At 68.9% G+C, this 22,229-nt stretch carries 24 protein-coding genes, 2 rRNA genes and 1 pseudogene (1 of these 27 only partly in view); 10 read left to right on the forward strand and 17 right to left on the reverse strand.

Features of this window, described 5'->3' with window-relative positions; translation table 11 throughout:
- Together ACWPN3_RS12195 and rrf are read left to right on the forward strand one after the other, a co-directional pair.
- A 23S ribosomal RNA gene (locus ACWPN3_RS12195) occupies window positions 1-434 on the forward strand; it begins 2,313 nt to the left of the window's first position.
- A gap of 146 nt (window positions 435-580) precedes the next feature.
- Window positions 581-696: ribosomal RNA gene (gene rrf, locus ACWPN3_RS12200) — 5S ribosomal RNA — on the forward strand.
- Window positions 697-796: 100 nt separating this feature from the next.
- Here rrf and ACWPN3_RS12205 read toward each other — a convergent pair.
- Window positions 797-2,014, reverse strand: a complete 1,218-nt coding sequence (locus ACWPN3_RS12205; protein WP_109446091.1) for a glycerophosphodiester phosphodiesterase family protein — start codon at window positions 2,012-2,014, stop codon at window positions 797-799.
- 436 nt (window positions 2,015-2,450) lie between these two features.
- Between ACWPN3_RS12205 and ACWPN3_RS12210 the strand changes: the two genes are divergently transcribed.
- Window positions 2,451-2,780 (forward strand): hypothetical protein, encoded by a 330-nt coding sequence (locus ACWPN3_RS12210; protein WP_492261440.1) that lies wholly within the window; start codon window positions 2,451-2,453, stop codon window positions 2,778-2,780.
- A 23-nt stretch (window positions 2,781-2,803) separates the two neighbouring features.
- Here ACWPN3_RS12210 and ACWPN3_RS12215 read toward each other — a convergent pair whose 3' ends face one another.
- The 10 genes and pseudogenes from ACWPN3_RS12215 to ACWPN3_RS12260 form a co-directional block, all read right to left on the reverse strand.
- A complete protein-coding gene (locus ACWPN3_RS12215; protein WP_109446093.1) occupies window positions 2,804-3,322 on the reverse strand; it encodes a flagellar protein FlgN in 519 nt (172 codons plus the stop codon).
- Window positions 3,319-3,645 (reverse strand): rod-binding protein, encoded by a 327-nt coding sequence (locus tag ACWPN3_RS12220; RefSeq protein WP_492239725.1) that lies wholly within the window; start codon window positions 3,643-3,645, stop codon window positions 3,319-3,321. Before ACWPN3_RS12220 ends, ACWPN3_RS12215 begins: the two co-directional genes overlap by 4 nt.
- Before the next feature lie 15 nt (window positions 3,646-3,660).
- On the reverse strand, window positions 3,661-4,824 hold the full coding sequence (locus tag ACWPN3_RS12225; protein ID WP_492239724.1) for a flagellar basal body P-ring protein FlgI: 1,164 nt from the start codon (window positions 4,822-4,824) through the stop codon (window positions 3,661-3,663).
- 11 nt (window positions 4,825-4,835) lie between these two features.
- Window positions 4,836-5,939, reverse strand: coding sequence for a flagellin N-terminal helical domain-containing protein (locus ACWPN3_RS12230; protein ID WP_492239723.1), 1,104 nt, complete (start codon window positions 5,937-5,939; stop codon window positions 4,836-4,838).
- A 4-nt stretch (window positions 5,940-5,943) separates the two neighbouring features.
- Window positions 5,944-7,341: a flagellar hook-associated protein FlgK gene (gene flgK / locus ACWPN3_RS12235; protein ID WP_492239722.1), complete on the reverse strand. Its 1,398-nt coding sequence runs from the start codon at window positions 7,339-7,341 to the stop codon at window positions 5,944-5,946.
- 25 nt (window positions 7,342-7,366) lie between these two features.
- A complete protein-coding gene (locus ACWPN3_RS12240) occupies window positions 7,367-8,611 on the reverse strand; it encodes a flagellar hook protein FlgE (RefSeq protein ID WP_492239721.1) in 1,245 nt (414 codons plus the stop codon).
- 211 nt (window positions 8,612-8,822) lie between these two features.
- On the reverse strand, window positions 8,823-9,467 hold the full coding sequence (locus ACWPN3_RS12245) for an OmpA family protein (RefSeq protein WP_492261441.1): 645 nt from the start codon (window positions 9,465-9,467) through the stop codon (window positions 8,823-8,825).
- A gap of 244 nt (window positions 9,468-9,711) precedes the next feature.
- A pseudogene (locus tag ACWPN3_RS12250) lies at window positions 9,712-9,846 on the reverse strand (flagellar motor protein MotB); the annotation flags it as partial.
- A gap of 6 nt (window positions 9,847-9,852) precedes the next feature.
- Entirely contained in the window at window positions 9,853-10,740 is an 888-nt protein-coding gene (motA, locus tag ACWPN3_RS12255; RefSeq protein ID WP_098735491.1) for a flagellar motor stator protein MotA, read from the reverse strand.
- 103 nt (window positions 10,741-10,843) lie between these two features.
- On the reverse strand, window positions 10,844-11,749 hold the full coding sequence (locus ACWPN3_RS12260; RefSeq protein ID WP_492261442.1) for a hypothetical protein: 906 nt from the start codon (window positions 11,747-11,749) through the stop codon (window positions 10,844-10,846).
- 224 nt (window positions 11,750-11,973) lie between these two features.
- On the opposite strand from ACWPN3_RS12260, the gene ACWPN3_RS12265 reads away from it, so the two are divergent.
- The 7 genes from ACWPN3_RS12265 (at window position 11,974) to ACWPN3_RS12295 (ending at window position 16,860) form a co-directional block, all read left to right on the forward strand.
- Window positions 11,974-12,096 (forward strand): hypothetical protein, encoded by a 123-nt coding sequence (locus ACWPN3_RS12265; protein WP_492261443.1) that lies wholly within the window; start codon window positions 11,974-11,976, stop codon window positions 12,094-12,096.
- A gap of 656 nt (window positions 12,097-12,752) precedes the next feature.
- Complete coding sequence (locus ACWPN3_RS12270) at window positions 12,753-13,109, forward strand: hypothetical protein (protein ID WP_492239718.1); 357 nt, start codon at window positions 12,753-12,755, stop codon at window positions 13,107-13,109.
- Between the two features lie 254 nt (window positions 13,110-13,363).
- Complete coding sequence (flgF, locus tag ACWPN3_RS12275; protein WP_492239717.1) at window positions 13,364-14,095, forward strand: flagellar basal-body rod protein FlgF; 732 nt, start codon at window positions 13,364-13,366, stop codon at window positions 14,093-14,095.
- A gap of 24 nt (window positions 14,096-14,119) precedes the next feature.
- Window positions 14,120-14,905, forward strand: coding sequence for a flagellar basal-body rod protein FlgG (gene flgG, locus ACWPN3_RS12280; protein ID WP_098735494.1), 786 nt, complete (start codon window positions 14,120-14,122; stop codon window positions 14,903-14,905).
- A gap of 5 nt (window positions 14,906-14,910) precedes the next feature.
- Window positions 14,911-15,612 carry a flagellar basal body P-ring formation chaperone FlgA gene (gene flgA / locus ACWPN3_RS12285; protein ID WP_247872951.1) on the forward strand — a complete coding sequence of 234 codons (702 nt, stop codon included), beginning with the start codon at window positions 14,911-14,913 and terminating at the stop codon, window positions 15,610-15,612.
- Between the two features lie 26 nt (window positions 15,613-15,638).
- Window positions 15,639-16,370: a flagellar basal body L-ring protein FlgH gene (gene flgH, locus ACWPN3_RS12290; RefSeq protein WP_492239716.1), complete on the forward strand. Its 732-nt coding sequence runs from the start codon at window positions 15,639-15,641 to the stop codon at window positions 16,368-16,370.
- 28 nt (window positions 16,371-16,398) lie between these two features.
- A complete protein-coding gene (locus ACWPN3_RS12295) occupies window positions 16,399-16,860 on the forward strand; it encodes a hypothetical protein (RefSeq protein ID WP_109446115.1) in 462 nt (153 codons plus the stop codon).
- A 71-nt stretch (window positions 16,861-16,931) separates the two neighbouring features.
- On the opposite strand, the gene ACWPN3_RS12300 is transcribed toward ACWPN3_RS12295, so the two are convergent.
- The 6 genes from ACWPN3_RS12300 to ACWPN3_RS12325 are packed head-to-tail and all read right to left on the reverse strand — an operon-like array spanning window position 16,932 to window position 22,139.
- Entirely contained in the window at window positions 16,932-17,594 is a 663-nt protein-coding gene (locus ACWPN3_RS12300; protein WP_492239715.1) for a flagellar hook assembly protein FlgD, read from the reverse strand.
- 18 nt (window positions 17,595-17,612) lie between these two features.
- Window positions 17,613-19,001: a flagellar hook-length control protein FliK gene (locus ACWPN3_RS12305; protein WP_492239714.1), complete on the reverse strand. Its 1,389-nt coding sequence runs from the start codon at window positions 18,999-19,001 to the stop codon at window positions 17,613-17,615.
- Window positions 19,002-19,006: 5 nt separating this feature from the next.
- A complete protein-coding gene (locus ACWPN3_RS12310; RefSeq protein WP_492239713.1) occupies window positions 19,007-19,750 on the reverse strand; it encodes a MotE family protein in 744 nt (247 codons plus the stop codon).
- On the reverse strand, window positions 19,747-20,418 hold the full coding sequence (locus tag ACWPN3_RS12315) for a DUF6468 domain-containing protein (RefSeq protein WP_492239712.1): 672 nt from the start codon (window positions 20,416-20,418) through the stop codon (window positions 19,747-19,749). The genes ACWPN3_RS12310 and ACWPN3_RS12315 overlap by 4 nt, the downstream gene beginning before the upstream one ends.
- Window positions 20,399-21,571 carry a flagellar motor switch protein FliM gene (fliM, locus tag ACWPN3_RS12320; RefSeq protein WP_492261444.1) on the reverse strand — a complete coding sequence of 391 codons (1,173 nt, stop codon included), beginning with the start codon at window positions 21,569-21,571 and terminating at the stop codon, window positions 20,399-20,401. The genes ACWPN3_RS12315 and fliM overlap by 20 nt, the downstream gene beginning before the upstream one ends.
- 19 nt (window positions 21,572-21,590) lie before the next feature.
- A complete protein-coding gene (locus tag ACWPN3_RS12325; protein ID WP_492239711.1) occupies window positions 21,591-22,139 on the reverse strand; it encodes a flagellar basal body-associated FliL family protein in 549 nt (182 codons plus the stop codon).
- Window positions 22,140-22,229 lie beyond the last annotated feature (90 nt).

Here is a 22,229-nt window from a genome sequence, read left to right on the forward strand (position 1 = left end):
GGCTGATGACTCCCAAGAGTCCATATCGACGGAGTCGTTTGGCACCTCGATGTCGGCTCATCACATCCTGGGGCTGGAGCAGGTCCCAAGGGTTCGGCTGTTCGCCGATTAAAGTGGTACGTGAGCTGGGTTTAGAACGTCGTGAGACAGTTCGGTCCCTATCTGCCGTGGGTGTCGGAGTTTTGCGAGGATTTGTCCCTAGTACGAGAGGACCGGGATGGACATACCTCTGGTGCACCGGTTGTCACGCCAGTGGCATGGCCGGGTAGCTAAGTATGGACGGGATAACCGCTGAAAGCATCTAAGCGGGAAACCCACCTCTAAACCAGAGCTCCCTTGAGAGCCGTGACAGACCATCACGTCGATAGGAGGCATGTGGACGGGCGGCAACGCCTGAAGCTAAGCCTTACTAATCGCTCGATCGGCTTGATCTCGACACCACTAACCGCGCCATGCGCAGCAGCAAGCCTGCTCCAAAGCAGTGCTTGACCAGCGCATCGCCGTTCGATACATCCTCCTCACTTGCACTGAACAAGCATTAAGCGCTTTCGGTAACAGCGTCGGTCTTGTGCCTCGGTGACCTGGTGGTCATGGCGAGGTGTCAAACACCCGATCCCATCCCGAACTCGGCCGTGAAAAGCCTCCGCGCCAATGGTACTGCGTCTTAAGACGTGGGAGAGTAGGTCGCCGCCAGGTCGCTCAGGCACATGAGACGCTCAAATCAAAAGCACGCACGCTTGCATCTTCATCCGGATCACGAACGCCCCGCCTCGAAAGAGACGGGGCGTTTCGCTGTTTACTTCAGGTTCATGCAGTTCGCGTAATAGGTGACGGTCGCCGGCCAATCCGAGAAGATGCCCTCGACGCCGACCTGCTGGGCCAGCACATCGACCAGCTCATAGATCATGCCGTCGTTGTTCACGATCTCGTTGATCGACTTATAGTAATACCCGCCGCCCTTCTGTAGCGGGCCCGAGCGCTCCAGCGACCAGGTGATGATCTTCAGCCCGGCGGCCTTGGCTTCCCTGGCGTAGGCCGACGGAGCGATCCTGCCATTCTCCACGGTCACCAGCAGCGGCAGCGAGGGGGCGATGTAGTTGACGCCCATCTCCTTCAGCTCCTGCATCGAGGGCTTGAAGGTGGCCGGGTCCATGTGGTTGAAATTCTTGTCAGTTTCGTCCCGCTCATCCAGCAGGATGGCCTGCCTGGCGAAAGCCGGCTCGGCCTTGATCCAGTACAGAATGTCGGACAGGTTGAAGGACTGCGGGAACACATCCTCCGGCGGGATGCCGGCGGCCTTGTATTCGTCGATCATCGCCTGGGCGTAATTCTCCTGGGTCCAGCCCTGGTACGGCATGTCGACCGCAGGCGCCTTCAGTTCGGGCGTGAATTTCAGACCCTGCGCCTTGACCAGTTGAATGTACTCGGCATGGGTCATCAGCGTGCCGCCGGCCGCGGCATACAGGTCGGTGCGCCAGGCGGGCGTACCCTTCATATAGGCATCGACACTGGTCGCCTTGGTATTGGCGGCATCCATCTTGCCGGTCAGGCTCTTGAACTCGGCCAGGGTGATGTCGCTGGTGCGGCATTCAGCCGAGGCCGGCTTGTCCCCGTCGGACGGAGTGAAAGGCTTGGTGCATTTCCTGGCGAGGTCGGTTGCCAGGATGTTCGTGGTGGTGTGCAGGTCGTTCTGGGCGTGACGGCAGACGAGTTGCTTGTCGGCGGTGAAGGCCACGTCGCATTCCTGGATGCCGACACCCATCCGTGCCGCCGCGCGGTAGGACTGAAGGGTGTGCTCCGGGAACTGCATCGGCGCGCCACGGTGGGCGATGGAGAAGAGCTTCTTCTCCAGCGGCTTGTCGGCACAGGCCTCCAGCTTCGCCTTCAGCTCCGGATTGCGGATCTGGTCGATCAGGAAATAGGGGCGGGGGCCGACCTCCACCGCGGCCGCCGAAGCGGCACCAGCGGGCAGCGCCAAGGCCACGAAGAAAACCGGTGCGAACAGCCTGCGCATGGGGGGTGTGTCCTTACAGTATCCGGGGCCTTACATGTGCTTGATCACCCGATATGATCTTATGCCGTTTCGATGAAGAAGCGATGACGTGAGGATATTTGGGCTTTCTCGGCACCAAACCAGCTGTTCCCGGCGCCGCTTCACCGGCTATTAACATGTTTTTGCTGAATTTGACGGATGCGGTCCATCCCATGCGGTGATGACCTTGACGGTGGCGTGGTGATGGCGATGGGCGATTCGGACGATCTCTTCGACATGTATCGCAAGGACCACGCCGCGGCGGCGCCGACCGGTCCGGCCCTGGCGGCGGCGCTTGCCGACACGGTGAAGCGCAGCTTCGCCCAGATCGAGGAGCTTTGCGCCGACGTGACGCGGGCGCTCGCCCAGGCGCGCTACACCACGAAGCTGGCGCAGACGGTGACCGACCGCTCGAGCTATGTGCGGCTCGACCGCCAGTCGGAGACCTTCCGCGACTATCTGCGGAACTGGAGCCAGCAGCGGGCCGACAAGGGCGCCGGCGGCATGCATTGGGAAGCGCAGAATCCTCGTCACCGACCATCGGCGGACGACGAAGGAGATCGGGCTGGGCGTCGCCTTCGAATGGCCGGGTGCGGGGGAGGAGGGCAGCCTCGCCTTCGTCGAATTCTGGCCGACCGGTGCCGGTGTGTCGCTGCCATCCGATGCCCGCGGCTTCCAGCGCGCGCTGGTCGCCAGCATCATCAAGCTGGAACAGGCCGGCGAGCTGTCCAGCGTGAAGGGCCGCTAAAGTCGATCAGATACCAACAGGCGCTACAGCGTGGCGTTCAGGCCGGAGGCCGACAGCTCCACCGGCCGGCGGGCCTGCCCGTCGCGGGCATAGGTGCCGTCGCTCGATGCCTTTTCCAGCGCGGTCAGCAGGTTGCGGTTGATGGTCAGCACCGCCTTGCGCAGGGCGACAAGGCCGGAGGCGTTGACCGACACCGCCCGCTCCAGCCGGTCGATGCGCTCCAGCGTCATTGTGCGCAGATCGTCGGGCAGGCGGATGCCCTCGTCGCGGGCGCGCAGGACGGCGCCTTCCAGCTGCTCGGCCATCGCCGCCTTGCGGTGGGCGAAGGCCTCCAGCCGGTCGAGCATGCCGGCGGCGATGCAGGCGGATTCCTCCTCCAGGACGGCGGACAGCGCCTCCACCGCGTCGAGGAAGTCGCGCACCAGCAGGGCGGTGGCACCGTCATAGCCGGGATCGGGAGCGGCCGGTCCCACAGCCTCCGCCTGTTCGGGCCGCCGGTCGGGGGCGAATTCGTGGATCAGGTCCTTGAGGGTGACGCTCATGAGCGCTGCTCCGCTTGGGCCGCGTAGAGGCGGGCGATCTCGTCGTGCGTCATCCTGCCGATGCCGAGCGTGCCGGATTCGGCGATGGCCTTGCCGTATTCCTGCAACATCATGCTGCGCCACGGCTTTTCCGCCGGACCGCCGCCGCCGAACAGCGGGCTTTCGCGCATGCCCGCGAACATGCTTTCCATCAGCTGGCCGACCAGCATCGCCTCGAATTCCTTCGCAACCTTGTCGGCCGCTTCCGGGGTGGGGATGGCCGGCGTCGCGGTTGTCGGCGTGGGCGTCGCAGGGCTGCGGAGGGTCGTTGCGGCGATGTCCATCGTCGTCTCCGGCGTTCAGATGATTTCGAGGTCGGCGTGCAGGGCGCCGGCTGCCTTGATGGCCTGGAGGATGGCGACCATGTCGCGCGGGCCCACCCCCAGCGCATTCAGCCCGTTGACCAGCTGTTGCAGGCTGACATTGCCGCCGACGGTCACGAACTGGCGGCCGTTGCCTTCCTGAACCTGCACGTCTGTGCGCGGCACGACGACGGTGGAGCCGTTGCTGAAGGGCTGCGGCTGCGACACCTGCGGCGTCTCCACCACGCGGACGGTGAGGTTGCCCTGGGTGATGGCGACCCGGCTGACCCGGACATCGTCACCGATGACGATGGTGCCGCTGCGCTCGTCCACCACCACGCGGGCGACGGCATCGGGGCGGACCGCCAGCTGTTCGATCTCGCCGATCAGGCGGGAGACGTTGCCGACATAAGAGCCGGTGATCCGCACGTCGACGGTGGTCAGGTCGACCACCCGGGCGTTGCCGGTGCCGAGCCGGCCGTTCACCGCGTCGGCGATGCGGATCGCCGTGGTGAAGTCGGGGTTGCGCAGGGCCATCCGCACCGCGCCGACATCGTTCAGCGCGAATTTCAGCTCGCGCTCCACCGTGGCGCCGTTGGCGATGCGGGCGGTGGTCGGCACGCCCTTGGTTACCGTCGCCGCCGCCCCGCCGGCGGTGAAGCCGCTGACCGACAGCGGCCCCTGGGCCACGGCATAGGCCTCGCCGTCGGCCCCCAGCAGCGGCGTCACCACCAGCGTGCCGCCCAGCAGGCTGGTGGCGTCGCCGAGTGCCGAGACCGTCACATCCACAGTGGTGCCTTGGCGCGGGAAGGGCGGCAGGCTGGCCGTCACCATGACAGCCGCGGCGTTGCGGGTGCGCAGGGTCTCGCCGCGGGTGTTGATGCCCAGCCGCTCCATCATCCCCTTCAGGCTCTGTTCGGTGAAGGGCGTGTTGATCAGCCGGTCGCCGGTGCCGTTCAGCCCGACGACAAGGCCGTAGCCGACCAGCTGGTTGCGGCGCACCCCGTCGAAGGTGACCAGATCCTTCACCCGTGTCTGCGCCGCCACGGGCACGGCCGACTGCATGCCGAACGCCAGCAGCAGCCCGCCGGCCAGCACCATGGCACGGCGCAAGGCGGGCCGGAGCCGGTACGATAGGGGGACCTGGATGCCGGGGATCATGTCGATGCGGCCTAGAGATAGTTGGTCAGGTGCAGCTTGGCGATGCGCGCGGTGGCGCTGGAGGTGGCGTCGATCTGCGCCTCCAGTTGGCTGATCCGCGTGCTGGCCTCGTAGGGATCGACCCCTTCCAGATTGTCGATCTGCAGGCTGAGGATCGATTTCTGCGTCTTGTGCTGTTCGGCCAGCGTCGCGAGCTGGGCGCGCTGGATGCCGAGCTGCGCCGTCGCCTCCCGCAGCTTGCCGAGGCCGCCGGACAGCTTGTCGACCGCAGTCCTGATGTAGTCGGGATAGGCGTCGACATCCATCTGCGAGGTATCGACCGCCGCCAGCATGTAGATGCCCTCCAGCATCTGCCGCATCATCGGGTCGTTTGCCTGCACGCCATAGGCGATGCCGGTGGACTCCGCCGGCTGGCCGCTGACGCGCGGCGATGCGGTGCCGCCCGGCTGCATCGCCGTGGTGCCGGTGTAGAGGCCACCCTCGAAGCTGTCGGTCAGCGGGGCGGGGGCCGGGGTCGCCGGATCGCGCACTGCGAACAGATCGTCGAGCCGGGCGACGACCGCCGCGGTCTCCGCCGCCGTGACCGGCATGGCGGTGCCGCCGGTGGCCGACTGGATGGCGTCCCGGACGATCTGCATCGGCGAGCGCAGGCCCGACTTGTCGCCGTCGACATTGCGCATCGGCGGCTGGTCGAGTGCTGTGCCGGCGAAGAGATAGCTGTTGCCGGACGAGGCGTTCAGCAGCCCGACCACCTGATCCAGCACGCCGCGCGCGCGGATTTGCAGAGACGTCCCGGTCGGCGACTGCTGTCCCAGCCCCGTCGAGGCGGCGGCCAGCAGGTCGGTGCCCGACGCGAGGATGCTGGTCATCGCGCTGTCCATCGTCTTCATCCGGCCGTCGAGCAGGTCGGTGGTCTTCACATACTCGTCGGTGCGGTCGAACAGGTTGCGCAGCGCGATGTCGCGGCCGGTGCCGGCGCCGATGGTCGCGGCGACGTCGGCATGGACGCCGGTCGACACCTCCTCGTTGGCGCGGGTCAGCTCCATCTGCTGCCGGGTCATGGTGCTTTGCAGCGACCGGCTCATCCCCAGCGTGGACAGGGCATTGTACAGCATCGGCTTACCCCTTGATCTGCAACAGGATGTCGATCATGCGGCCGGCGACCTGCACCACCTGGGCGCTGGCTCCGTAGCTCTGCTCGATCAGCAGCAGCTTCTGCATCTCGTCATCGATGTTGACGCCGTCGCGGTTGATGCGGGCGGTCTCCAGCGTGTCGGCGCTGATCTTGCGCGCGTTCATCTCCGACTCCGCCCCGGTGCGGTAGCCCTGCTGGGCCGACACCATGGCGGTGGCGTAGCTGCCGAGCGTCGCGGTGGCCGGCATGTCGGTGGCGGCGAAGCTGCGGATGCCGGTGAAGACGGCCTGGAATTTCTCGATCTGCGTCTGGTCGCCCGGCTGGAGCGGGGCCGCCGCCTGCACGCCGCTCTGCACCCGCCAGCTTTCCGTCCGCACCGCGTCGTTGACGGCGATGCGCGAGGCCAGCCCGGCGGTGGCGCCATAGGCGGCGCCTGCATCGGTGAACAGGCCGGGCTGGGTCGGGTCGGCCTCCGCCCCCTGGAAGGCCTGGACGAGGCCGGCGGCCAGCTCGTCCAACTGCGCCATGGCGCGGGGCATGTCCTGCTTGACGGTCTGGACATAGCCCATGATGCGGCCGCTCTGGATTTCGCTGTCCGGGTTGGCCGACAGGGCGACGCCATTGGCCATCACCTCGTCGCCCAGCAGGGTCAGCGGGCTTTCGCCGGGCGCCAGCGGATGGTCGAGCAGGGTCTGGCCGTTGCGGGTCATCACCACGACCTGGCCGTCCTCGCGGCTGTAGGTGCGGATGCCGATCTCCTGCGAGACCTGATCGAGCAGGCGGTCGCGCTGGTCGCGCAGGTCGCCGGCATCGCCGCCGCGCGTCTCCAGAGTCGCGATCTTGCCGTTCAGGTCGCTGATCCGCTGGAGCGAGGTGTTCACCGTATCGACGGAGGTCTGGAGCCGGCCCCTGGCATCGTCCTGCACCGTCTGCGCCGCTTCGGCGGCACGGTTCAGCCCGCCGGCCAGAGCCGTCGCCTGCGACACCACGGCGTTCCGCGCCGCGTCGTCGTTGGGCATGTCGTGCAGGCGGGAGAAGGCCTGTTGCAGCTTCGACAGCTGGGTCGAGACCGACTTCTCGTCCTGCGGCTGGCCCAGCACCAGCGCATAGTCGGCCAGCGCCGAGGCGCGCGCCTCCTGCCCGCTGTAGCGGCTGGTCTCGAACCGCGCATCGCGGATCAGCAACTCGTCCACCTTGCGGGCGACGGCGTCGACCCGCACCCCTGCACCTCGGCCCGCGGTGGTGACCGCCGACAGATCGAGGTTGCGGCGCACATAGCCGGCGGTGGTGGCGTTGGCGAGGTTGTGGGACACCATCGCCGCCTGCTGCTGCGTCGTGCGCAGGCCGGACAGGGCGGACGTGAGGGCGAGTTGGACGCTCATGGCCGGGGCTCCGTCGAGGCTGGGCTCAGCGCTTCAGGCGCGTGGTTTCTTCGACCATCTCGTCGGCGGTGCGCACCAGGGTGGCGCTGGACGAGTAGGCGCGCTGCGTCTCGATCAGCGACACCAGCTCGGTCGCGATGTCGACGTTGGACTGTTCCAGCGCGCTGCCGATGACGCTGCCGGCGCCGCCCTGCTTGCCCGCCCCCAGCGTCAGGGTCCCGGTGTCCGCGCCCAGCGTGTAGGTGTTGCCGTCCTGGGCGACCAGACCGTCCGGGTTGGTGACGGTGGCCATCGGGATCTGGTACAGCGCCTGACGGGCGCCGTTGTCGTACATCACCCACAGCTTGCCGCTGTCGTCGATGTTGACCGAAGTGACCTGACCGACCTTGGCGCCGTCGCCGGTGACGGTCGGCACGTAGTCGCCGTTCAGCTGGGTGAGGTTGCCGAGCGACAGGGTGAAGCTGTCGGCGGTCGGCGTGGCCGGCGAGGTGACGGTGAGGCCCGGCATCGGGTCGAGTGGCAGGCCGGCGCCGTCCACCGGCTTGCCGGCATAGGGGCCGGTCGCGGCGAAGGTCAGCGTCACCGGCGCGCCGGTCACGGTATAGCCGGCCGGGCCGGTGGCGGTCAGCGTCCATTGGTTGGGGCCGGCGGCCTTGGTCCAGGTCATCGACAGGTCGAGCGGGTTGCCCAGCCCGTCATAGAAGGTCGGGCTGCTGGTGAAGCTGTCGCCGGTCGCGGCCTGGGCCGGCAAATTGCCGGAGAAATCCATCTGCGTCGTTTTGCTGCCGCCATAGACCAGATTGCCGACATTCACCGACTGGAGGTCGTCGAAGCGGGAGCTGCTGACGTTCGGCATGGTGCCGTCCGGGTTCAGCTTCCAGGCCTCCAGATACTGGCCGGCATTGTTGCGCAGGAAGCCGGCTTCGTCGGGCAGGAAGCTGCCGGCGCGGGTCAGCGAATATTGCGGCGTGCCGGACGCCTTGTTGCCGACGACGAAGAAGCCGTTGCCGCTGATCGCCATGTCGGTGGTCGAGCTGGTCCCGAGGATCGTGCCGTCCTGCTGCATCTGATAGTGCGTGGCGGACTGCACGCCGCTTGCCGTGTAGGTGCTGCGGCTGCCGGGCGAGGTGACCAGGGTGGAGAAATCCACAGTGGCCCGCTTGTAGCCGACCGTCTGCGAATTGCTGATGTTGTCCGAAATGGCGGCAAGGCGCGAGCTTTGCGCGGACATGCCGCTGACACCGGACCGCATGGCGCTGTAAAGGCTCATCCTTGGAATCCTCTGGTCAACCGTCGAACGGGCCGTCGCAGTGACGACGAACGGAAGGGAAGGTGTGCGTTCCGGGATTCTCCGCGGATGACTGGCGGGGTTAACGGTAGCGAAGGGGTTTTAAAGGGGCTTTAAAAGAAAAAGCCGGCGGTTTTGTTAAAATGCGCAAGGCTTTTTCTTTTGATTGCCTTTCCGGCTTGATTGTTTTCGCCTATTGCCCCGCCGGCCGGCGCAGAAGCGTGATGCTGATCCGCCGGTTGCTGGGGTCCAGCGGGTCGCTGGCGCCGAAATGGTCCAGATCGGCCCGCCCTTCCACCCGGACGATGCGCCCGCCCGGAATGCCGCTGGCCAGCAGTTCGCGGCGGGCGGCGTTGGCGCGGTCGCTCGACAGTTCCCAGTTGCCGTACTTCGCATCCGGCGCATAGCCCAGCGCATCCGTGTGTCCGGTGATGCCGATGGGGTTCGGCACCGAGCCGAGCGCCGACGCCACCATCCGCATCAGCCGCCGCCCCTGGTCGTTCATCTGGGCCGAGCCGACCTTGAACATCGAGAAGCGGGCCTGATCGGTCAGCTGGACGCGCAGCCCCTCCGGTACCTGCTGGATCACCAGACTGCCTTGCAGGGCGCTGAGGTCCGGCGACGCGGCGATGCGCTGGCGGAGATCCCGTTCCAGCGACTCCAGCGCCACCTTCTCCGTCAGTTCGGAGGATTGGCGGTCGAGCAGCGCCTCCAGCTCGGCACGGGTGGCCTGGACAGTGGGAGCGGGCGGTTCCGCTGAGGGGGCTGCGGGCGCGCTTTCCGTCGCGGGGCGCAGCAGGTCCACCGGCGGGGCCGTGCCGCCGGGCGGGTGGGGCATCGGGTCCTTGCGGCCGGCGGGCTGGCGGTCGCTGTCGCCGACCGAGGCGACGACCGGCGGGGAGGCGACCGGGCTCGCCTGATCGCCGGCGGCGTTCGGGGTGGTCAGCGATCCGGTCTCTGTCGACCGAACGGCCGGCCAGCATGCCGTCGGCGCCGGAATTGCTCTGCGACACCGCGACCGGGTTGAAGTAATCGGCGATTCCCTTGCGCTGTTCGGTGGTGGTGATGTTCATCAGCCACATCACCAGGAAGAAGGTCATCATCGCCGTCACGAAGTCGGCGTAGGCCAGCTTCCAGGTTCCGTTGTGCTCCTCTTCCTCGTGGCCGCCGAGGTGGCGCTTGACGATGATCGGGGGCAGGGCGGTCTTGCGCGGCATGGCCGGTCACGCCGGCTGGCGGGCGTCGCGGGCCTTGGCCTGCGACGACAGCGCGGTGGCGACCTCGACCTCGGCAAGGCTGGGCTGGATGTCGGTGTACAGCACCTTGCGGGCATATTCGGCGCAGACCTGCGGCGGGCTGCCGCGCAGATAGGCGCACAGCGCCGCCTTGATGCAGAAATACATGTTCAGCTCCGATTCGCGGCGCTGGCGGGCGGCGCTGGCGATGGGACCGACCATGCCGTAGGAGAGCAGCACGCCGAGGAAGGTGCCGGTCAGCGCGCCGCCGATCATCCGGCCCAGCACCTCCGGCGCCTCGCTGATCGCGCCCATGGCGTTGATGACGCCCAGCACCGCGGCGACGATGCCCAGCGCCGGCAGCGCGTCGGCAAGGTTCTGCAACGCCTTCGGCACCTGGTTCAGCTCGCGGCCCAGCGTGTCCAGCTCTTCCGCCATCAGCGATTCCAGGTCGTGCGGGTTGTCCTGGCCCAGCGCGATCAGGCGCAGATAGTCGCACAGGAAGGTGATGCAGCGGTCATAGCGCAGGACGTTGGGGTACTGGGTGAACAGCGGGCTGTCGGCCGGCTTGTCGATGTCGGTTTCGATCTGCGACATGCCCTTGGACTTAGCGACGCGCAGCAGTCCGTAGACCAGCGCGATCATGTCGAGATAGTCGTTCTTGGGCGTGGTCCGCCCGCGGGCGATGGTGCCGACGGCGCGCAGCGTGTCGCGCAGCACCGCCGGGCTGTTGGCGATGGCGAAGCCGCCGATGCCGGCGCCGATGATGATGACGATCTCCACCGGCTGCCACAGCACCGCCATCCGCCCGCCCATCGCGTAGAACCCGCCGAGCACGCTGGCAAACACCGCGATCAACCCGAACATCAAGCGCATGTCTTCTTCTCCGGATGTGCAAAGGCCATCGCGATTGGGGGCAACGGTCTGCCGACGCTACAGCCCGCCGTTTAAAGCGGCTTTACGGATCGGGGCCGAACGGTCAGGGGGACTTCCGCCACCCGCGCGCCAGCCGGTCGAGCGCGGTCGCCGCGGCAAGGTCACGCTCCACCGACTCCGCGCGCAGCGGCCCGTCGGCCGGCGGCGGGGCCAGCGCATCGAGCAGCCCGGCCCAGCGAGTGCCGGCCAGCCGCGCGCGCTGGGCCGCGCCGAAACCGCGCGAGGCATCGGCGTCGCCGGCCAGATAGGCCGACAGCCCCTGCAAGGCCAGATCGTCGGCCGTCGGTTCCGTCCCGGTGGCGGCCAGTTCGGCGAAGGCGCTCCGCGCCGCCCGCCATTCGCCGGCCGCGAACAGCCCCTCGGCCCGCAGCCGCGCCGCCTCCGCCCCGCCCAGGCCGCGCAGCGCGTCGAGCGCCCGTACGGTGTCGCCGTCGCCGAGCAGCGCGTCGGCGCGCAGCAGGGCGCGGCGTTCGGCCAGGGCCGGCTCCAGCGCCGCGCCACCGGTGCGGGCCAGCACATCCAGCGCCTCCCCCTCGCGCCCGCCGTCGATCAGGGCGCGGGCCAGCGTGGCGCCAAGCTCCGCCCGGCGCGGGCCGGTGGCGCCTTCCGTCAGCGCATGCAGGATGCGGGTCGCCTCCAGCCCATAGCCGTCGCGCAGCAGCAGGGTGGCGAGGCGCAGCCGCAACCCGCCATCCGAGCCGTCGACCAGCGTCACCAGCCGTCCATGGCGTGCCTGCAACGCCAGCGCATAGAGCCCGCCGGGCGGGGATTGCTCCAGCCGGTCGAGCACGGCGGCCAGCAGGGTCCGCCCGGCCGCCAGCGCGTCGCGTCCGCGCGCGGTGGCGCCGAAACGCCGCCCCAGCAGGCCGAAGATGTCGAGCGCCGCTTCGGTCCTGCCGCTGCGGGCATAGGCGCCGCCGAGCGCCGCCAGCGCATCCGTTCTCCACATCGTCGCCGCGCCAGGCGAAGCGCAGGGCTTCCAGCGCCTTGATGGCGCCGTCCTCGTCCAGCCGTCCGAGCCCGCGGCGCAGTTCGATGGCGCGCACCTCCGCCCGGCGGGCGAAGGGACCGCGGCGCAAGGCCGCTGCGGCGTCGTAGCGGTCCAGAGCCGCGTCCGGTGTCGCCTTCAGCTCTGCTAGCCGGCCGCGGAAATAATCCAGCCGGCCGTCGGCCATGCCCGTCGAATCGACGGTGATCATCTCCAGCACGATCAGGTTCAGCGCCGCGCTGTCCCCTGCCTCGTCGGCCGCGGCGGCGAGCGTGGTCAGCAGCCGGCTGCGCAGGTCGGCCGGATAGTCGAGCAGCCGGCGCAGCGCGATGGGCAGTCCCTCCTTCGCCGCCATCCAGCGGCTCGGCGCCAGCGCGACGCTGCGCCAGACATGATGGTCGGGCATGGCGCCGGCCGGCAGCTGGACGAACAGGTTGTCGTCGGGCGCGTCCTCGCGGTCGAGCGCCCGGAAGGCGTCGCCCAGAATGCGCAGGCCATAGCGCTGGTCGGGCGCCGGCGACAGGCTGGCCGCCGTCTCCAGCGCCGCGCGCCCTTCCTCATCCATGGCGCGGGCCAGCAGGAAGCTGACCAGCGCGATCTGCGCCTCGACCCGCGCGCGGCCCTGCGCCGTGTCGAGCGCCCTTTGCAGAGCCTCGCGCGTGCGGTTGAAATCGTCCCCGGCCCAGCCGGCGAGGTCCATCGCCCCGATGGGCGGCGGAGCGGGCGGCTTGGGCGGTTCGGCGGTTTGCGGGACGGGTTTCGCTGGGCGTTCCGGCATGCGCTCCAACTGGCGCAGGGTCTGCTGGATGCTGTCGCGGATTTCGCCCTCCAGGCTGGCGACGACGGGGAGGGGCGGCGTCTCCCTCTCCCCCCGAGGAGAGGGGATTGCTCCTGGGGTGCGAGGGTGACAGGCGCAGCATTCGCTGTGCCGATAGGATTCAGCGCTTCAACGACCTCGGCGACAATGACAGGAGCCGAAGCCTGCGGCGGCGCAGTGGCGACCACCGCATCCGGCGTCCCCTCCATCGTCCCATCCGCCGGCGCCTCCGGCTTGACCCCCGGAACCGGCGGCCCGCCGACATCGACGATCAGGTTCCGCCGCTCCATGAAGCTCGCCACCCGCGCCCCGCAGGGCACCGTCGCGGTCAGGCTGCGCCCACCGTCCGCCGTGACGAAGTCCGACAGCCGGCGGGAAAAGCTGTCGCGCAGGCTCGCCAGCGGCCAGCGCACCGGATCGGGCACGGCGATGCGCAGGACGCAACCGTCGACGACCGCCACCGGCTCCATCCCCTTCGGCACCGACAGCACCAGCCGCGAATAGTCGCCGTGATCGCCCAGCTGAGCCCGGACGGCGGCCTGCGCCGTCCCCGACAGCAGGGCAAGGACCAGTGTCGAACCAAGCGTCAGTGCGGTATCCGGGCGCCGTTTCATCACAGTCGTCTCGCATTTTATCGAAATGATCGCCAAACCCGTGCCAAGTCCGGCAAGGCATCCGCCGGAATGGGTCAGGTTGAAACCCGGCTTTAAACTGCCTCGTCCAGATTAAGGCGGAGTTCAAAACCGGAGTGTTCGGCGATGGAGAACCAGCTTTACATCGGACTGTCGCGCCAGATGGCGCTGCGGCGGCAGCTGGACGTCGTCGCCAACAACGTCGCCAACATGAATACCGTCGGTTTCCGTGGCGAACGCACCCTGTTCGAAGCGGCGATGGAGGCGGGCGGGCGCAAGCCGACCGACCGCATCGCCTTCACCATCGACCGCTCCACTTACACCGACCTGCGGGCCGGCGCCTTCACCGAGACCGGCAACCCCTATGACGTGGCGCTGGACGGCGACGGCTTCCTGTCGGTGCAGACGTCGGACGGCGTGCGCTACACCCGCGACGGCCGGCTGCGCCGCGATGCCGACGGCACGCTGGTCGGCCCCAACGGGTATGCCGTGCTCGACGACGGCCGCCGGCCCATCGTCATCCCGTCCGATGCGTCCAGGATCACCATCGGGTCCGACGGGCTGCTGTCGGCCGACGGCGCCGTGGTCTCCCGCATCGCCGTCTCGCGCTTCGACAGCCCGCAGGCGCTGAAGCAGACCGGCGACCTGCTGTTCGAGCCGGCCGACGGCATGGAGGCGCGCCCCGCCCCCGACACCCGGCTGGTGGAAGGCAAGGTCGAGCGGTCCAACGTGCAGGGCATCGTCGAGATCGGCCGCATGATGGACCTGACCCGCGACTATCAGGCGGTGACCAAGATGGTGGACGACGGCCAGGACCTGCTGCGCTCCGCCATCAACCGCCTCGGCAAATCCTCTTAAAATCCCCACAGGGAGAGTCCGTCCATGCGCGTGCTCAGCATCGCGTCCACCGGGATGATGGCCCAGCAGATGAACGTCGAGGTCATCTCGAACAACATCGCCAACATCAACACCACCGCCTTCAAGCGCTCGCGCGCCGAATTCCAAGACCTGATGTATCAGGCGGAGCGCCGGCAGGGCAGCCAGTCGACCGACAGCGGCACCATCGTGCCGACCGGCGTCGAGGTGGGGCTGGGCGTGCGGCCGACCTCGGTCAACCGCATCAACACCACCGGCAACCTGACCTCGACCGGCAACGAGCTGGATCTGGCGATCGAGGGGCGCGGCTATTTCAACGTGACCCAGCCCGGCGGCGAGACCGTCTACACCCGCGCCGGCAGCTTCAAGCTGTCGCCGGAGGGCACCATCGTCACCGCCGACGGCTTCACCGTCGCCCCTGGCATCACCGTGCCGCAGGGCACGCGCGAGGTGGTGATCAACCGCTCCGGCGAGGTGCTGGCCTATGTCGACGGCAAGGCCCAGCCGGTCAACCAGGGCCAGCTGGCGATGACGGTGTTCGTCAACGACAGCGGGCTGGAGGCGCTGGGCGACAACCTGTTCCGCGCCACCCCGGCCTCGGGCGAACCGCAGGAGGGGCTGGCGGGCCAAGCCGGCTTCGGCACCATCCGCCAGAAATACCTGGAATCCTCCAATGTCAACGTCGTGCAGGAAATCACCGAACTGATCTCCGCCCAGCGCGCCTACGAGATGAACGCCAAGGTGATCGAGGCCGGCGACCAGATGGCCTCCACCATGACCAACATGCGGTGATCGTCGTGCTGCAATCCCTCCGCCGGCCGCTCTCCGTTCTCCTGCTCGGGACCATGCTGGCGCTTCCCCTTCCGGCTGCTGCCGGTCCTGTCGAGACGCGGCTGGCGGAGGAGCTTCTGGCCTCCCTCGGCCCGTCGGTGCCGCCGGACGCCCAGGTGGCGCTGACGCTGGGCCGTCCCTTCGATGGGCCTGTGGATGCCGTGCGCGACATCGCGCTCGACCCCCGCACCGGCATCTTCCAGGCCCGCATCCTCAGCAACGGCCATGCCGTCGAGCTGAGCGGCCGGGCCGACGTGGAGGTGACGATGCCGGTGCCGGTCCGCCGCATCCGGCCGGGCGAGGTGATCGAGCCGTCGGACCTGACCACCATGCGCCTGTCGCTCGACCGTGCCGGGGCCGGCTTCATCGCCACCGCCGATGCGCTGGTCGGCCAGTCGCCGCGCCGCCAGCTCTCCGCCGGGCGGCTGGTCCAGGTCGGTTCGGTCGGCGCCCCCATCGTCGTCCAGCGCAACCGGCCGGTGACGCTGGTCTACGAGGACGGCGCGCTGCTGCTGGCCGCCCGCGGGCGGGCGTTGCAGGAGGGCGGCGTCGGCGACAGCGTCCGCGTCATGAACATCGCCAGCAGCACCGTCGTCACCGGCACCGTCACCGGGGCCGAGACCGTGTCGGTCAGCGGCCCGCGGGTTCCGCAAGCGGCACGGCCCTAGGCCATCTCATCAAGGGAGCTTCCGTCATGCGCACCGCGCTCGTCCCCATCCTGCTGCTGTCGCTTGGCGCCGGCGGCTGCGCGCGGCTGGCCGACATCGGCAGCGCTCCTTCCCTGTCGGAGATCTCCAACCCGGCGATGCAGCCGGAGGCCCGCGTCATCTCGCTGCCGATGCCGCAGCCGTCGACGGCCGAGCAGATCCCAAGCTCGCTGTGGCGCACCGGGTCGCGCGATTTCTTCCGCGATCCCCGCGCCAAGGCGGTGGGCGACCTGCTGACCGTCGTCATCGACATCTCCGATCAGGCGCAGCTGCGCAACAGCACCCAGCGCGGGCGCACCAACAACGAGAAGGCCGGGCTGCCCAACTTCTTCGGGCTGGAGAGCCGCCTTCCCGCCATCCTGCCCGACGCGGTCGATCCGTCCAGCCTGGTCGATCTCGACAGTTCCAGCACGTCGAGCGGCAACGGCACCATCCAGCGCAACGAGCGCATCGCCATGCGCGTCGCCGGCGTGGTGACCCAGGTGCTGCCCAACGGCAATTTCGTCATCGCCGGCCGGCAGGAGGTGCGGGTGAATTACGAGCTGCGCGAGATGCGCATCGCCGGCGTGATCCGTCCCGAGGACATCAGCAACGCCAACACCATCGAATACGACAAGATCGCCGAGGCGCGGATCACCTATGGCGGCCGCGGCCAGATCACCGACGTGCAGCAGCCGCGCTACGGCCAGCAGGTGCTGGACGTGATTCTGCCCTTCTGATGATCCTGCCTGTTCGGGAGCCCGCGCCATGAAAGCCGTCCTGCTGTTCGCCGTGGCCGCGGCCCTCGCCTTCGCCGGCGGCTACGGCTTCGGCCGGTTCGAGGCCCCGCAGGAGGCCGCCCCCGCGGCCCCCGCCGAAACCGTCGCCGGCGGTCCCTATTACGTGGAGGCCGGCCAACTGGTCGTGCCGATGCTGGAGCGCGGGCGGACCGTCGCCTTCATCCTGACCCAGGTCACGCTGGAGGCGTCCAGCGCCGACGACGCGCTCCTGGTCCGCCGCCGCCTGCCGCACGCGCGCAGCGCCATGCTGGAAGCCCTGTTCGACCTTGCCGGCCATGGCCGCTTCAACGGCCCGGCGGTCGATCCGCAAGGGGTGGCGATTGCGCTGCTGGCCGGCGCCAACGGCTCCCTCACCGGCCGCGAGAGCGCCCAGCCGGTCCGTGCCGTGCTGATCGACCGCTTGCTGCGTCAGGACAACACGCGGCTGTAAGAGTGCCCTTTCTTCCAAGAATCCCCTCTCCCCGGGGAGAGGGAGAGTCCGCCGGGAGAGGGATTGTTCCGTCACGATGCCGACAGCACCGCGTTCGACTCCACAGTGGCGCCGTTCTTCAGCACGAACTTGCTGGCGCCGTCGACACTGCGCACCTCGGCGACCGTGTCGCTGACGACGGTGGCGCTGGTCAGCGCCTTGCCGTCCTTGTCCTTCGCCGTCACCCGCAGCGTATAGACCCCGTCGGGTGCCGTGCCACCGCTGGCGGTCCTGCCGGTCCAGTCGAAGACCTGCCGGCCCGTCTTCAGCGAGCCGGGGGCGCTGTAGACGACGCTGCCGGCGCCGTTCAGCACCTCCAGCTTCACGGAAGCCGGCGTGCCGTCGACGGTGTAGGCGGCCTCCGCCTTGCCGCCGGTCAGCGACAGCTGGTCGGACGCCACCTCCACCTTGCGGCCGAGCAGGGCCATGTCCATCCGCATGCCGCTGCTCTTCAGCGTGTCCAGCACCTTGCCCAGCGTGTCGTTGGAGCGCATCGACTGCTCCACCGTGGACAGCTGTGCCAGCTGGGTCATGAACTGGGTGGCGTCCATCGGCGCCAGCGGGTCCTGGTTGCGCAGCTGGGCGGTCAGCAGCTTCAGGAAGGATTCGTAATCGACCGTGGCCTTCTTGGGCTCTTCCGTGGCGGCCGTCCTGGTGGCGGCCGTCGTCGGGGCGGTGCTGGGCGTGGTGGTCATTGGGGAAGTCTTTCCTGTTCAGACGGTGACGTCGACCAGCCCGTCGATCGGGCGCAACGACCGGTCGGCAACGGGTTCGGGAACAGCCTCGGCCTGCACGCGCCAGCCGCCGGAACTGCCGCCGCGGTCGGGAGCGGCGAAACCGCGCGACTGGCCGTCGCCCTGCAACGAGAACTGAAGGCTGGAACTGTCGAGCGACAGGCCGGCATCGCCGAGCGCGCGTTCCAACTGCGTCAAGTCGCGCCGCAGCAGGACCAGCGTGTCGGCCTGTTCGGCCTGGACGGTCAGCGAGACCTTGCCGTCGCTGACGTCGGCGACGACGCGGATGCGGCCCAGTTCCGCCGGGGCGAGGTCGATGTGGAACTCGCCGCCGCCGGACTCCGCCACGCGGACCAGCGGGGCCGCCAGCTGCGCCATCGCCGGGCTGTGCGCGGTGGCGGCCCGGCCGGACGCGGCGGCAGCGGCATAGTGCGTCGCCGCCTGGGCCGGCAGGGGCGGCACCGCCTCGAACCCGGTGGCCGCCGCCTCGCCGCCGCCCGTGGCCGGGGGAGCGCCGAAGGGAAGGGCGGCATCCCGACCGGCGGGGGCGGGAGCGGTATCGGGTGCCGGCTGGCCGCGTTGGGGGGGTGCGGATGCAGCGGCCGGCTGGCCGGCATTGCCGGCAGCGGTATTCTGACGACTGCCTCGCAAGCCACGGACGACGGTGCGGGGATCGGTGCTTTCGTCGCGCCTGCTCTCCCGCCCGTCCGGGGAGGGCGTTGCCTCTGCGGTCGTGCCCGGTGTCGCGGATGTTGCGGCCGGCAGGGTGGCCTGTACGGCCTGGAGCGGCGCCGGAGCCTCCGCCGTCTGTCCGGCGCTGCCCTGTGCCGCCATGTCGGCCTGTGCCACCTGATCCGGTCCGCTCTTCCCGGCCGGTCCATTGGAGACGGACGGTTCCGGCGTCGGCTGCGGAATGGCTGCCGGTGCGGTCGTCGATGCGGTCGCCGCGGCTTGCTCGGCGGGGTGCCTGCCGATACCGGCGGGTTGTCCGGCTTTGGGCACGGCGGAGTCCGGCCCAGCTTCAGGGACCGCCGCTGTCAGAGCCGGTGAGACGGTGGGAGTCGCGTCGGACGGCGGAACGATGGCCACCATCCAGGGCATCAGCGGCGCGTCGGTGCCGCCAGCCTGGACGACCGCCTGCACCACCGCCTGGACGATTGCGCCCTGCGCGGCGACGGGATCGTCCGGCCGCGGGTCCCTGCGTTTGCGCAAGCGGTCGGGGCGGGCCGCATCGTCGGGCTCCTCGTCGGCGGACTCGTCGACCAGACTGGCGAAATCCTCGTCGCGCGCGTCGTCGCCGGACGAACCGCCGCGCTGGGTCTGGGTCGGGCGCGACGGGGCCGCGACGGCATCGGGCATGCTGGTCATGGCGCTCAATTGGTCAGGGTGGGGCGCGGCATGGCGGTGACGGGAACTGCGGCCCCGACGACCGCCGGAACGGCCTTGCGGTCGCCGGGCAGGGCGCGGCGTTGCAGGATCAGCCGCGTCACCTCGCGTGCCTTGGCGTCGGCCATCTCGGCCAGGATCGGCGCGGCGCGCCGTTCGGAAATGCGGTCCAGCACATCGACGACCATGTCGGTTTCCATGTCGGTCAGGATGCGGGCGGCGTCGCGCGGCTTCATCGCCTCGTAGATCGCCACCATCCGCTTCAGGTCTTCCTGCGCCAGGGTGGAGCGCTGGCTCATCAGCGCCTCGACCTCGCGCTTCACCCCGTTCAGCCGCTGGATCTGCGTGCCGACCCGCGCCTCGGTGGCGGCGAGCACCGCCTCGGCTTCGCGCAGGCGGTTCTGCCGGCCGGACGTGTCGGTCTTCTGCTCGTCGATGGCGGCGCGCAGCAGCGGATCGGTGCAGTTGGGCGGCGCCAGCGCCACCGGCGGCGGGATTTCGGCGACCGGCGTGGACGTCGGCTGTGGCAGCGGCAGCGGTGTGGGCGCCGCCTCCGCCGTGGCCTTGCCGTCGTTCGCCTTCAGGTCGGTCGCCCAGGGCCGTTCATGGGCGCCGAACTCGCGGTCGAACTGCTGGGCGATGACCGGAAAGCCGTCGACCAGGGCGCCGAGCTTCAGCGGCAGCACCATCAGCACGGCAACCAGGGTGATGGGAAGGATGCGCGGGATCATGCCGACGCCTCCGACCCGACGGTGCGCAGCCGCGCATAGAAGGCGCTGGCCGCCGCCTTCGCCGGGCCGGCGGACCCGGAAGCGGGCGCTGGGGCTGGGGCTGGCGCTGGGACTGGGGCGGCGGCCTCGACAGGCTGGCCGGCAACCGCGCGCAGCGCCGCTTCGAGCGCCTGGAACTCGCCCTTGTCCACGTCCGCCGCCTTCAATGCCGACAGCAGCGGAGAAGCGGGTGCGACCTCCGCGTCCCTGGTCACGCTACTGGCCTCATCACCCTCTTCCGGTCGCGCCCGGTTGCGCGCGGCGCGCGCAGAGCTTGCCATCGCGCCCTCGTCCAGGCGGCGCAGCAGGGCGCGGGCGTGCTGGACCGACTCCTCCATGCGCGCGGTGGTGCGCTCGCAGGAGCCCAGGATCAGCGTCATGTCCTCCTTCATGCCCCGGGCGCGGTCGAGATCGTCGGACAGCCGGGCAGCGATCTCCGTCGCCGACGCCACCATGCGCTTCATCGAGGCGTCGGTGTCGTCGATGGACTTGGAGAAGGTCGACACCAGGGCGTTGATCTCGGACTGGCCGGTGCGCAGCAGCTTCAGCCGCTTGTTGACGATGACCAGATAGGCGGTCGCCGTGACCAGCATCACCGCCAGGGCCGCATCAATGAGAAAGGAGACCATCGATCAGCTCCTGCTTGGTGTCGAGATCGGTGTCGATCTTCACCGCGATGTTGTCGTTGCGCTGTCCCATGTGTCCGGCGAACAGCGGGATGGTTTTGCTGAAGACCAGGACGGTGGAATTGGGGTTTATGCGCAGCTTCAGCGACTGGCCCTTCTGCCAGGCCAGCACCTCGCCCAGCGGAACCTTGGTCTCCGCCAGCACGGCGACCAGCTCCAGCTTGGAGCGCATCAGCTCGTTCTTCAGGTGGCTTTCCCACACCGTGTCATGGCCGAACTTCTCGCCCATGAACATCTGCACCAGCTTGCCGCGGACCGGCTCCAGCGTGGCGTAGGGGATGACGATGTCGATGTGGCCGATGCGGCGCTCCACCTCCACGGCGATGCGCACGCGGATGATGGCGTTGGTGGCCCGCGTGATGGTGGCGAACTGCGGGTTCACCTCCAGCCGGTCAAAGACGAAATCGACCTGGGCCAGCGGGTCGAAGGACTGCCCCAGATCCTGGAGCACCACCTTCATCATCCGCTCGGTCATCTTGCGTTCGATGGAGGTGTAGGCCCGCCCGTCGATCCGCCCCGGCCTCGACCGCCGACCGCCCAGCAGCACATCCATCATGCAATAGATCAGCGCGCTGTCGATGGTCACCAGCATCTGGTTGTCCCACGGCTCGGCGCGGGCGACGCCGATCAGGGCCGGCAGCTCGATGGCGTCCTGGAAGTCGGTGTAGCGCAGCCATTCGATCTTCGACAGCGATGCCTCGACGTTGGTGGAGGCAAACTGGCGCAGCGAGGTGTTCAGCATCCGCACCATGCGGTCGAACACCACGTCCAGCATCGGCAGCCGGTCCTTGTTGACCGTCGTCGAGCTGACCAGCCGCTGGATGGCGCTCATCTCCGGCCCGCCACCTTCCGGCGCGCCGAAATTCAGCAGCCGGTCGATCTCCTCCTGGCTCAGCGTCTTGGTCTCGCCGGCCAGCGCCTCCCGCATCGCCTCCGCCATTGCCGCGGCCTCCTCGGCCTGCGGCGGGGCGGGAGCGGCGGTCTGCTGGGCCGCGGCCAGTTCCCACGCGGCGTCCGACCAGTCCGCATCCTCGGCCGGAGGGGATTGGGGGGCTGGCATGGTCGTGGAAGGCGGGGCGGGGGTGTCGGTCGTCATCCGGTGCCTCTGGAGGTCGCTATTGCGTGAGCAGGCTGCGCAGCAGAACGTCGGTGACGACGTCGCGCCGGCCGGCGGGGTCGGACAGGATCAGGTTGAAGCGGCGCTTGATCTCGCTGCGCAGGCGGTGAAGCCCGGCCGATCCCTCAAGATCGTCCTGGTCCAGATTGCGCAGAAACTCCTGCAGGCTGTCGGTCAGCTGCGGCATCGCCTGTTCCAGCGCCTGCCGGTCGCGGTGGGCGACGGTCAGGGACAGGCCGATCTTCAGGAAGCGGGACGGCGTGTCGCGGCGAAGGTTGACCACCAGTTCCGGCATGTCGACCACGGCATCGGCCGGCGCCGTCTCCGCCGACCGCGTCCACAGCCGCTCGACCGCCTGCGGACCGGCAGCCAGCCAGTAGCCGCCGAACCCGGCCGCCGCCACCGCCGCCAGCGCCGCAAGGCCGGCGAGCAGCCGGGCGACCGGCAAGGCCACCACCAGGATGCGTCCCGATCCACGCAGCCGGTCGAGCACCTCGTCCCGTGCCGCACCCGTCCCTGTCTTCGCCATGCCGAACCGTGTAATCATCGCTCCATCCCACCGGACATTGCCGAAAATTTTAATCAACCGAGCGTTCTTTAAAGTTTTAGCGGCTTTGTCTTTGGCGACATCCCCGTT

Source organism: Azospirillum sp. UENF 111221 (assembly GCF_058780625.1).

Excerpts from the sequence above, each read along its gene's own strand:
- motA (WP_098735491.1), bottom strand. The coding sequence starts at position 10,740 with ATGCGCTTGATGTTCGGGTTGATCGCGGTGTTTGCCAGCGTGCTCGGC.
- ACWPN3_RS12305 (WP_492239714.1), bottom strand. The coding sequence starts at position 19,001 with ATGACCAGCATGCCCGATGCCGTCGCGGCCCCGTCGCGCCCGACCCAG.
- fliM (WP_492261444.1), bottom strand. The coding sequence starts at position 21,571 with ATGACGACCGACACCCCCGCCCCGCCTTCCACGACCATGCCAGCCCCC.
- ACWPN3_RS12245 (WP_492261441.1), bottom strand. The coding sequence starts at position 9,467 with ATGCCCCACCCGCCCGGCGGCACGGCCCCGCCGGTGGACCTGCTGCGC.
- ACWPN3_RS12215 (WP_109446093.1), bottom strand. The coding sequence starts at position 3,322 with ATGAGCGTCACCCTCAAGGACCTGATCCACGAATTCGCCCCCGACCGG.
- flgH (WP_492239716.1), top strand. The coding sequence starts at position 15,639 with ATGCGCACCGCGCTCGTCCCCATCCTGCTGCTGTCGCTTGGCGCCGGC.
- ACWPN3_RS12310 (WP_492239713.1), bottom strand. The coding sequence starts at position 19,750 with ATGATCCCGCGCATCCTTCCCATCACCCTGGTTGCCGTGCTGATGGTG.
- ACWPN3_RS12300 (WP_492239715.1), bottom strand. The coding sequence starts at position 17,594 with ATGACCACCACGCCCAGCACCGCCCCGACGACGGCCGCCACCAGGACG.
- ACWPN3_RS12295 (WP_109446115.1), top strand. The coding sequence starts at position 16,399 with ATGAAAGCCGTCCTGCTGTTCGCCGTGGCCGCGGCCCTCGCCTTCGCC.
- flgK (WP_492239722.1), bottom strand. The coding sequence starts at position 7,341 with ATGAGCGTCCAACTCGCCCTCACGTCCGCCCTGTCCGGCCTGCGCACG.
- ACWPN3_RS12225 (WP_492239724.1), bottom strand. The coding sequence starts at position 4,824 with ATGATCCCCGGCATCCAGGTCCCCCTATCGTACCGGCTCCGGCCCGCC.
- ACWPN3_RS12220 (WP_492239725.1), bottom strand. The coding sequence starts at position 3,645 with ATGGACATCGCCGCAACGACCCTCCGCAGCCCTGCGACGCCCACGCCG.
- ACWPN3_RS12315 (WP_492239712.1), bottom strand. The coding sequence starts at position 20,418 with ATGGTCTCCTTTCTCATTGATGCGGCCCTGGCGGTGATGCTGGTCACG.
- ACWPN3_RS12240 (WP_492239721.1), bottom strand. The coding sequence starts at position 8,611 with ATGAGCCTTTACAGCGCCATGCGGTCCGGTGTCAGCGGCATGTCCGCG.
- ACWPN3_RS12210 (WP_492261440.1), top strand. The coding sequence starts at position 2,451 with ATGTGCGGCTCGACCGCCAGTCGGAGACCTTCCGCGACTATCTGCGGA.
- flgF (WP_492239717.1), top strand. The coding sequence starts at position 13,364 with ATGGAGAACCAGCTTTACATCGGACTGTCGCGCCAGATGGCGCTGCGG.
- ACWPN3_RS12205 (WP_109446091.1), bottom strand. The coding sequence starts at position 2,014 with ATGCGCAGGCTGTTCGCACCGGTTTTCTTCGTGGCCTTGGCGCTGCCC.
- ACWPN3_RS12230 (WP_492239723.1), bottom strand. The coding sequence starts at position 5,939 with ATGCTGTACAATGCCCTGTCCACGCTGGGGATGAGCCGGTCGCTGCAA.
- ACWPN3_RS12270 (WP_492239718.1), top strand. The coding sequence starts at position 12,753 with ATGACAGGAGCCGAAGCCTGCGGCGGCGCAGTGGCGACCACCGCATCC.
- ACWPN3_RS12260 (WP_492261442.1), bottom strand. The coding sequence starts at position 11,749 with ATGTGGAGAACGGATGCGCTGGCGGCGCTCGGCGGCGCCTATGCCCGC.
- ACWPN3_RS12265 (WP_492261443.1), top strand. The coding sequence starts at position 11,974 with ATGCCCGTCGAATCGACGGTGATCATCTCCAGCACGATCAGGTTCAGC.
- flgG (WP_098735494.1), top strand. The coding sequence starts at position 14,120 with ATGCGCGTGCTCAGCATCGCGTCCACCGGGATGATGGCCCAGCAGATG.
- ACWPN3_RS12325 (WP_492239711.1), bottom strand. The coding sequence starts at position 22,139 with ATGATTACACGGTTCGGCATGGCGAAGACAGGGACGGGTGCGGCACGG.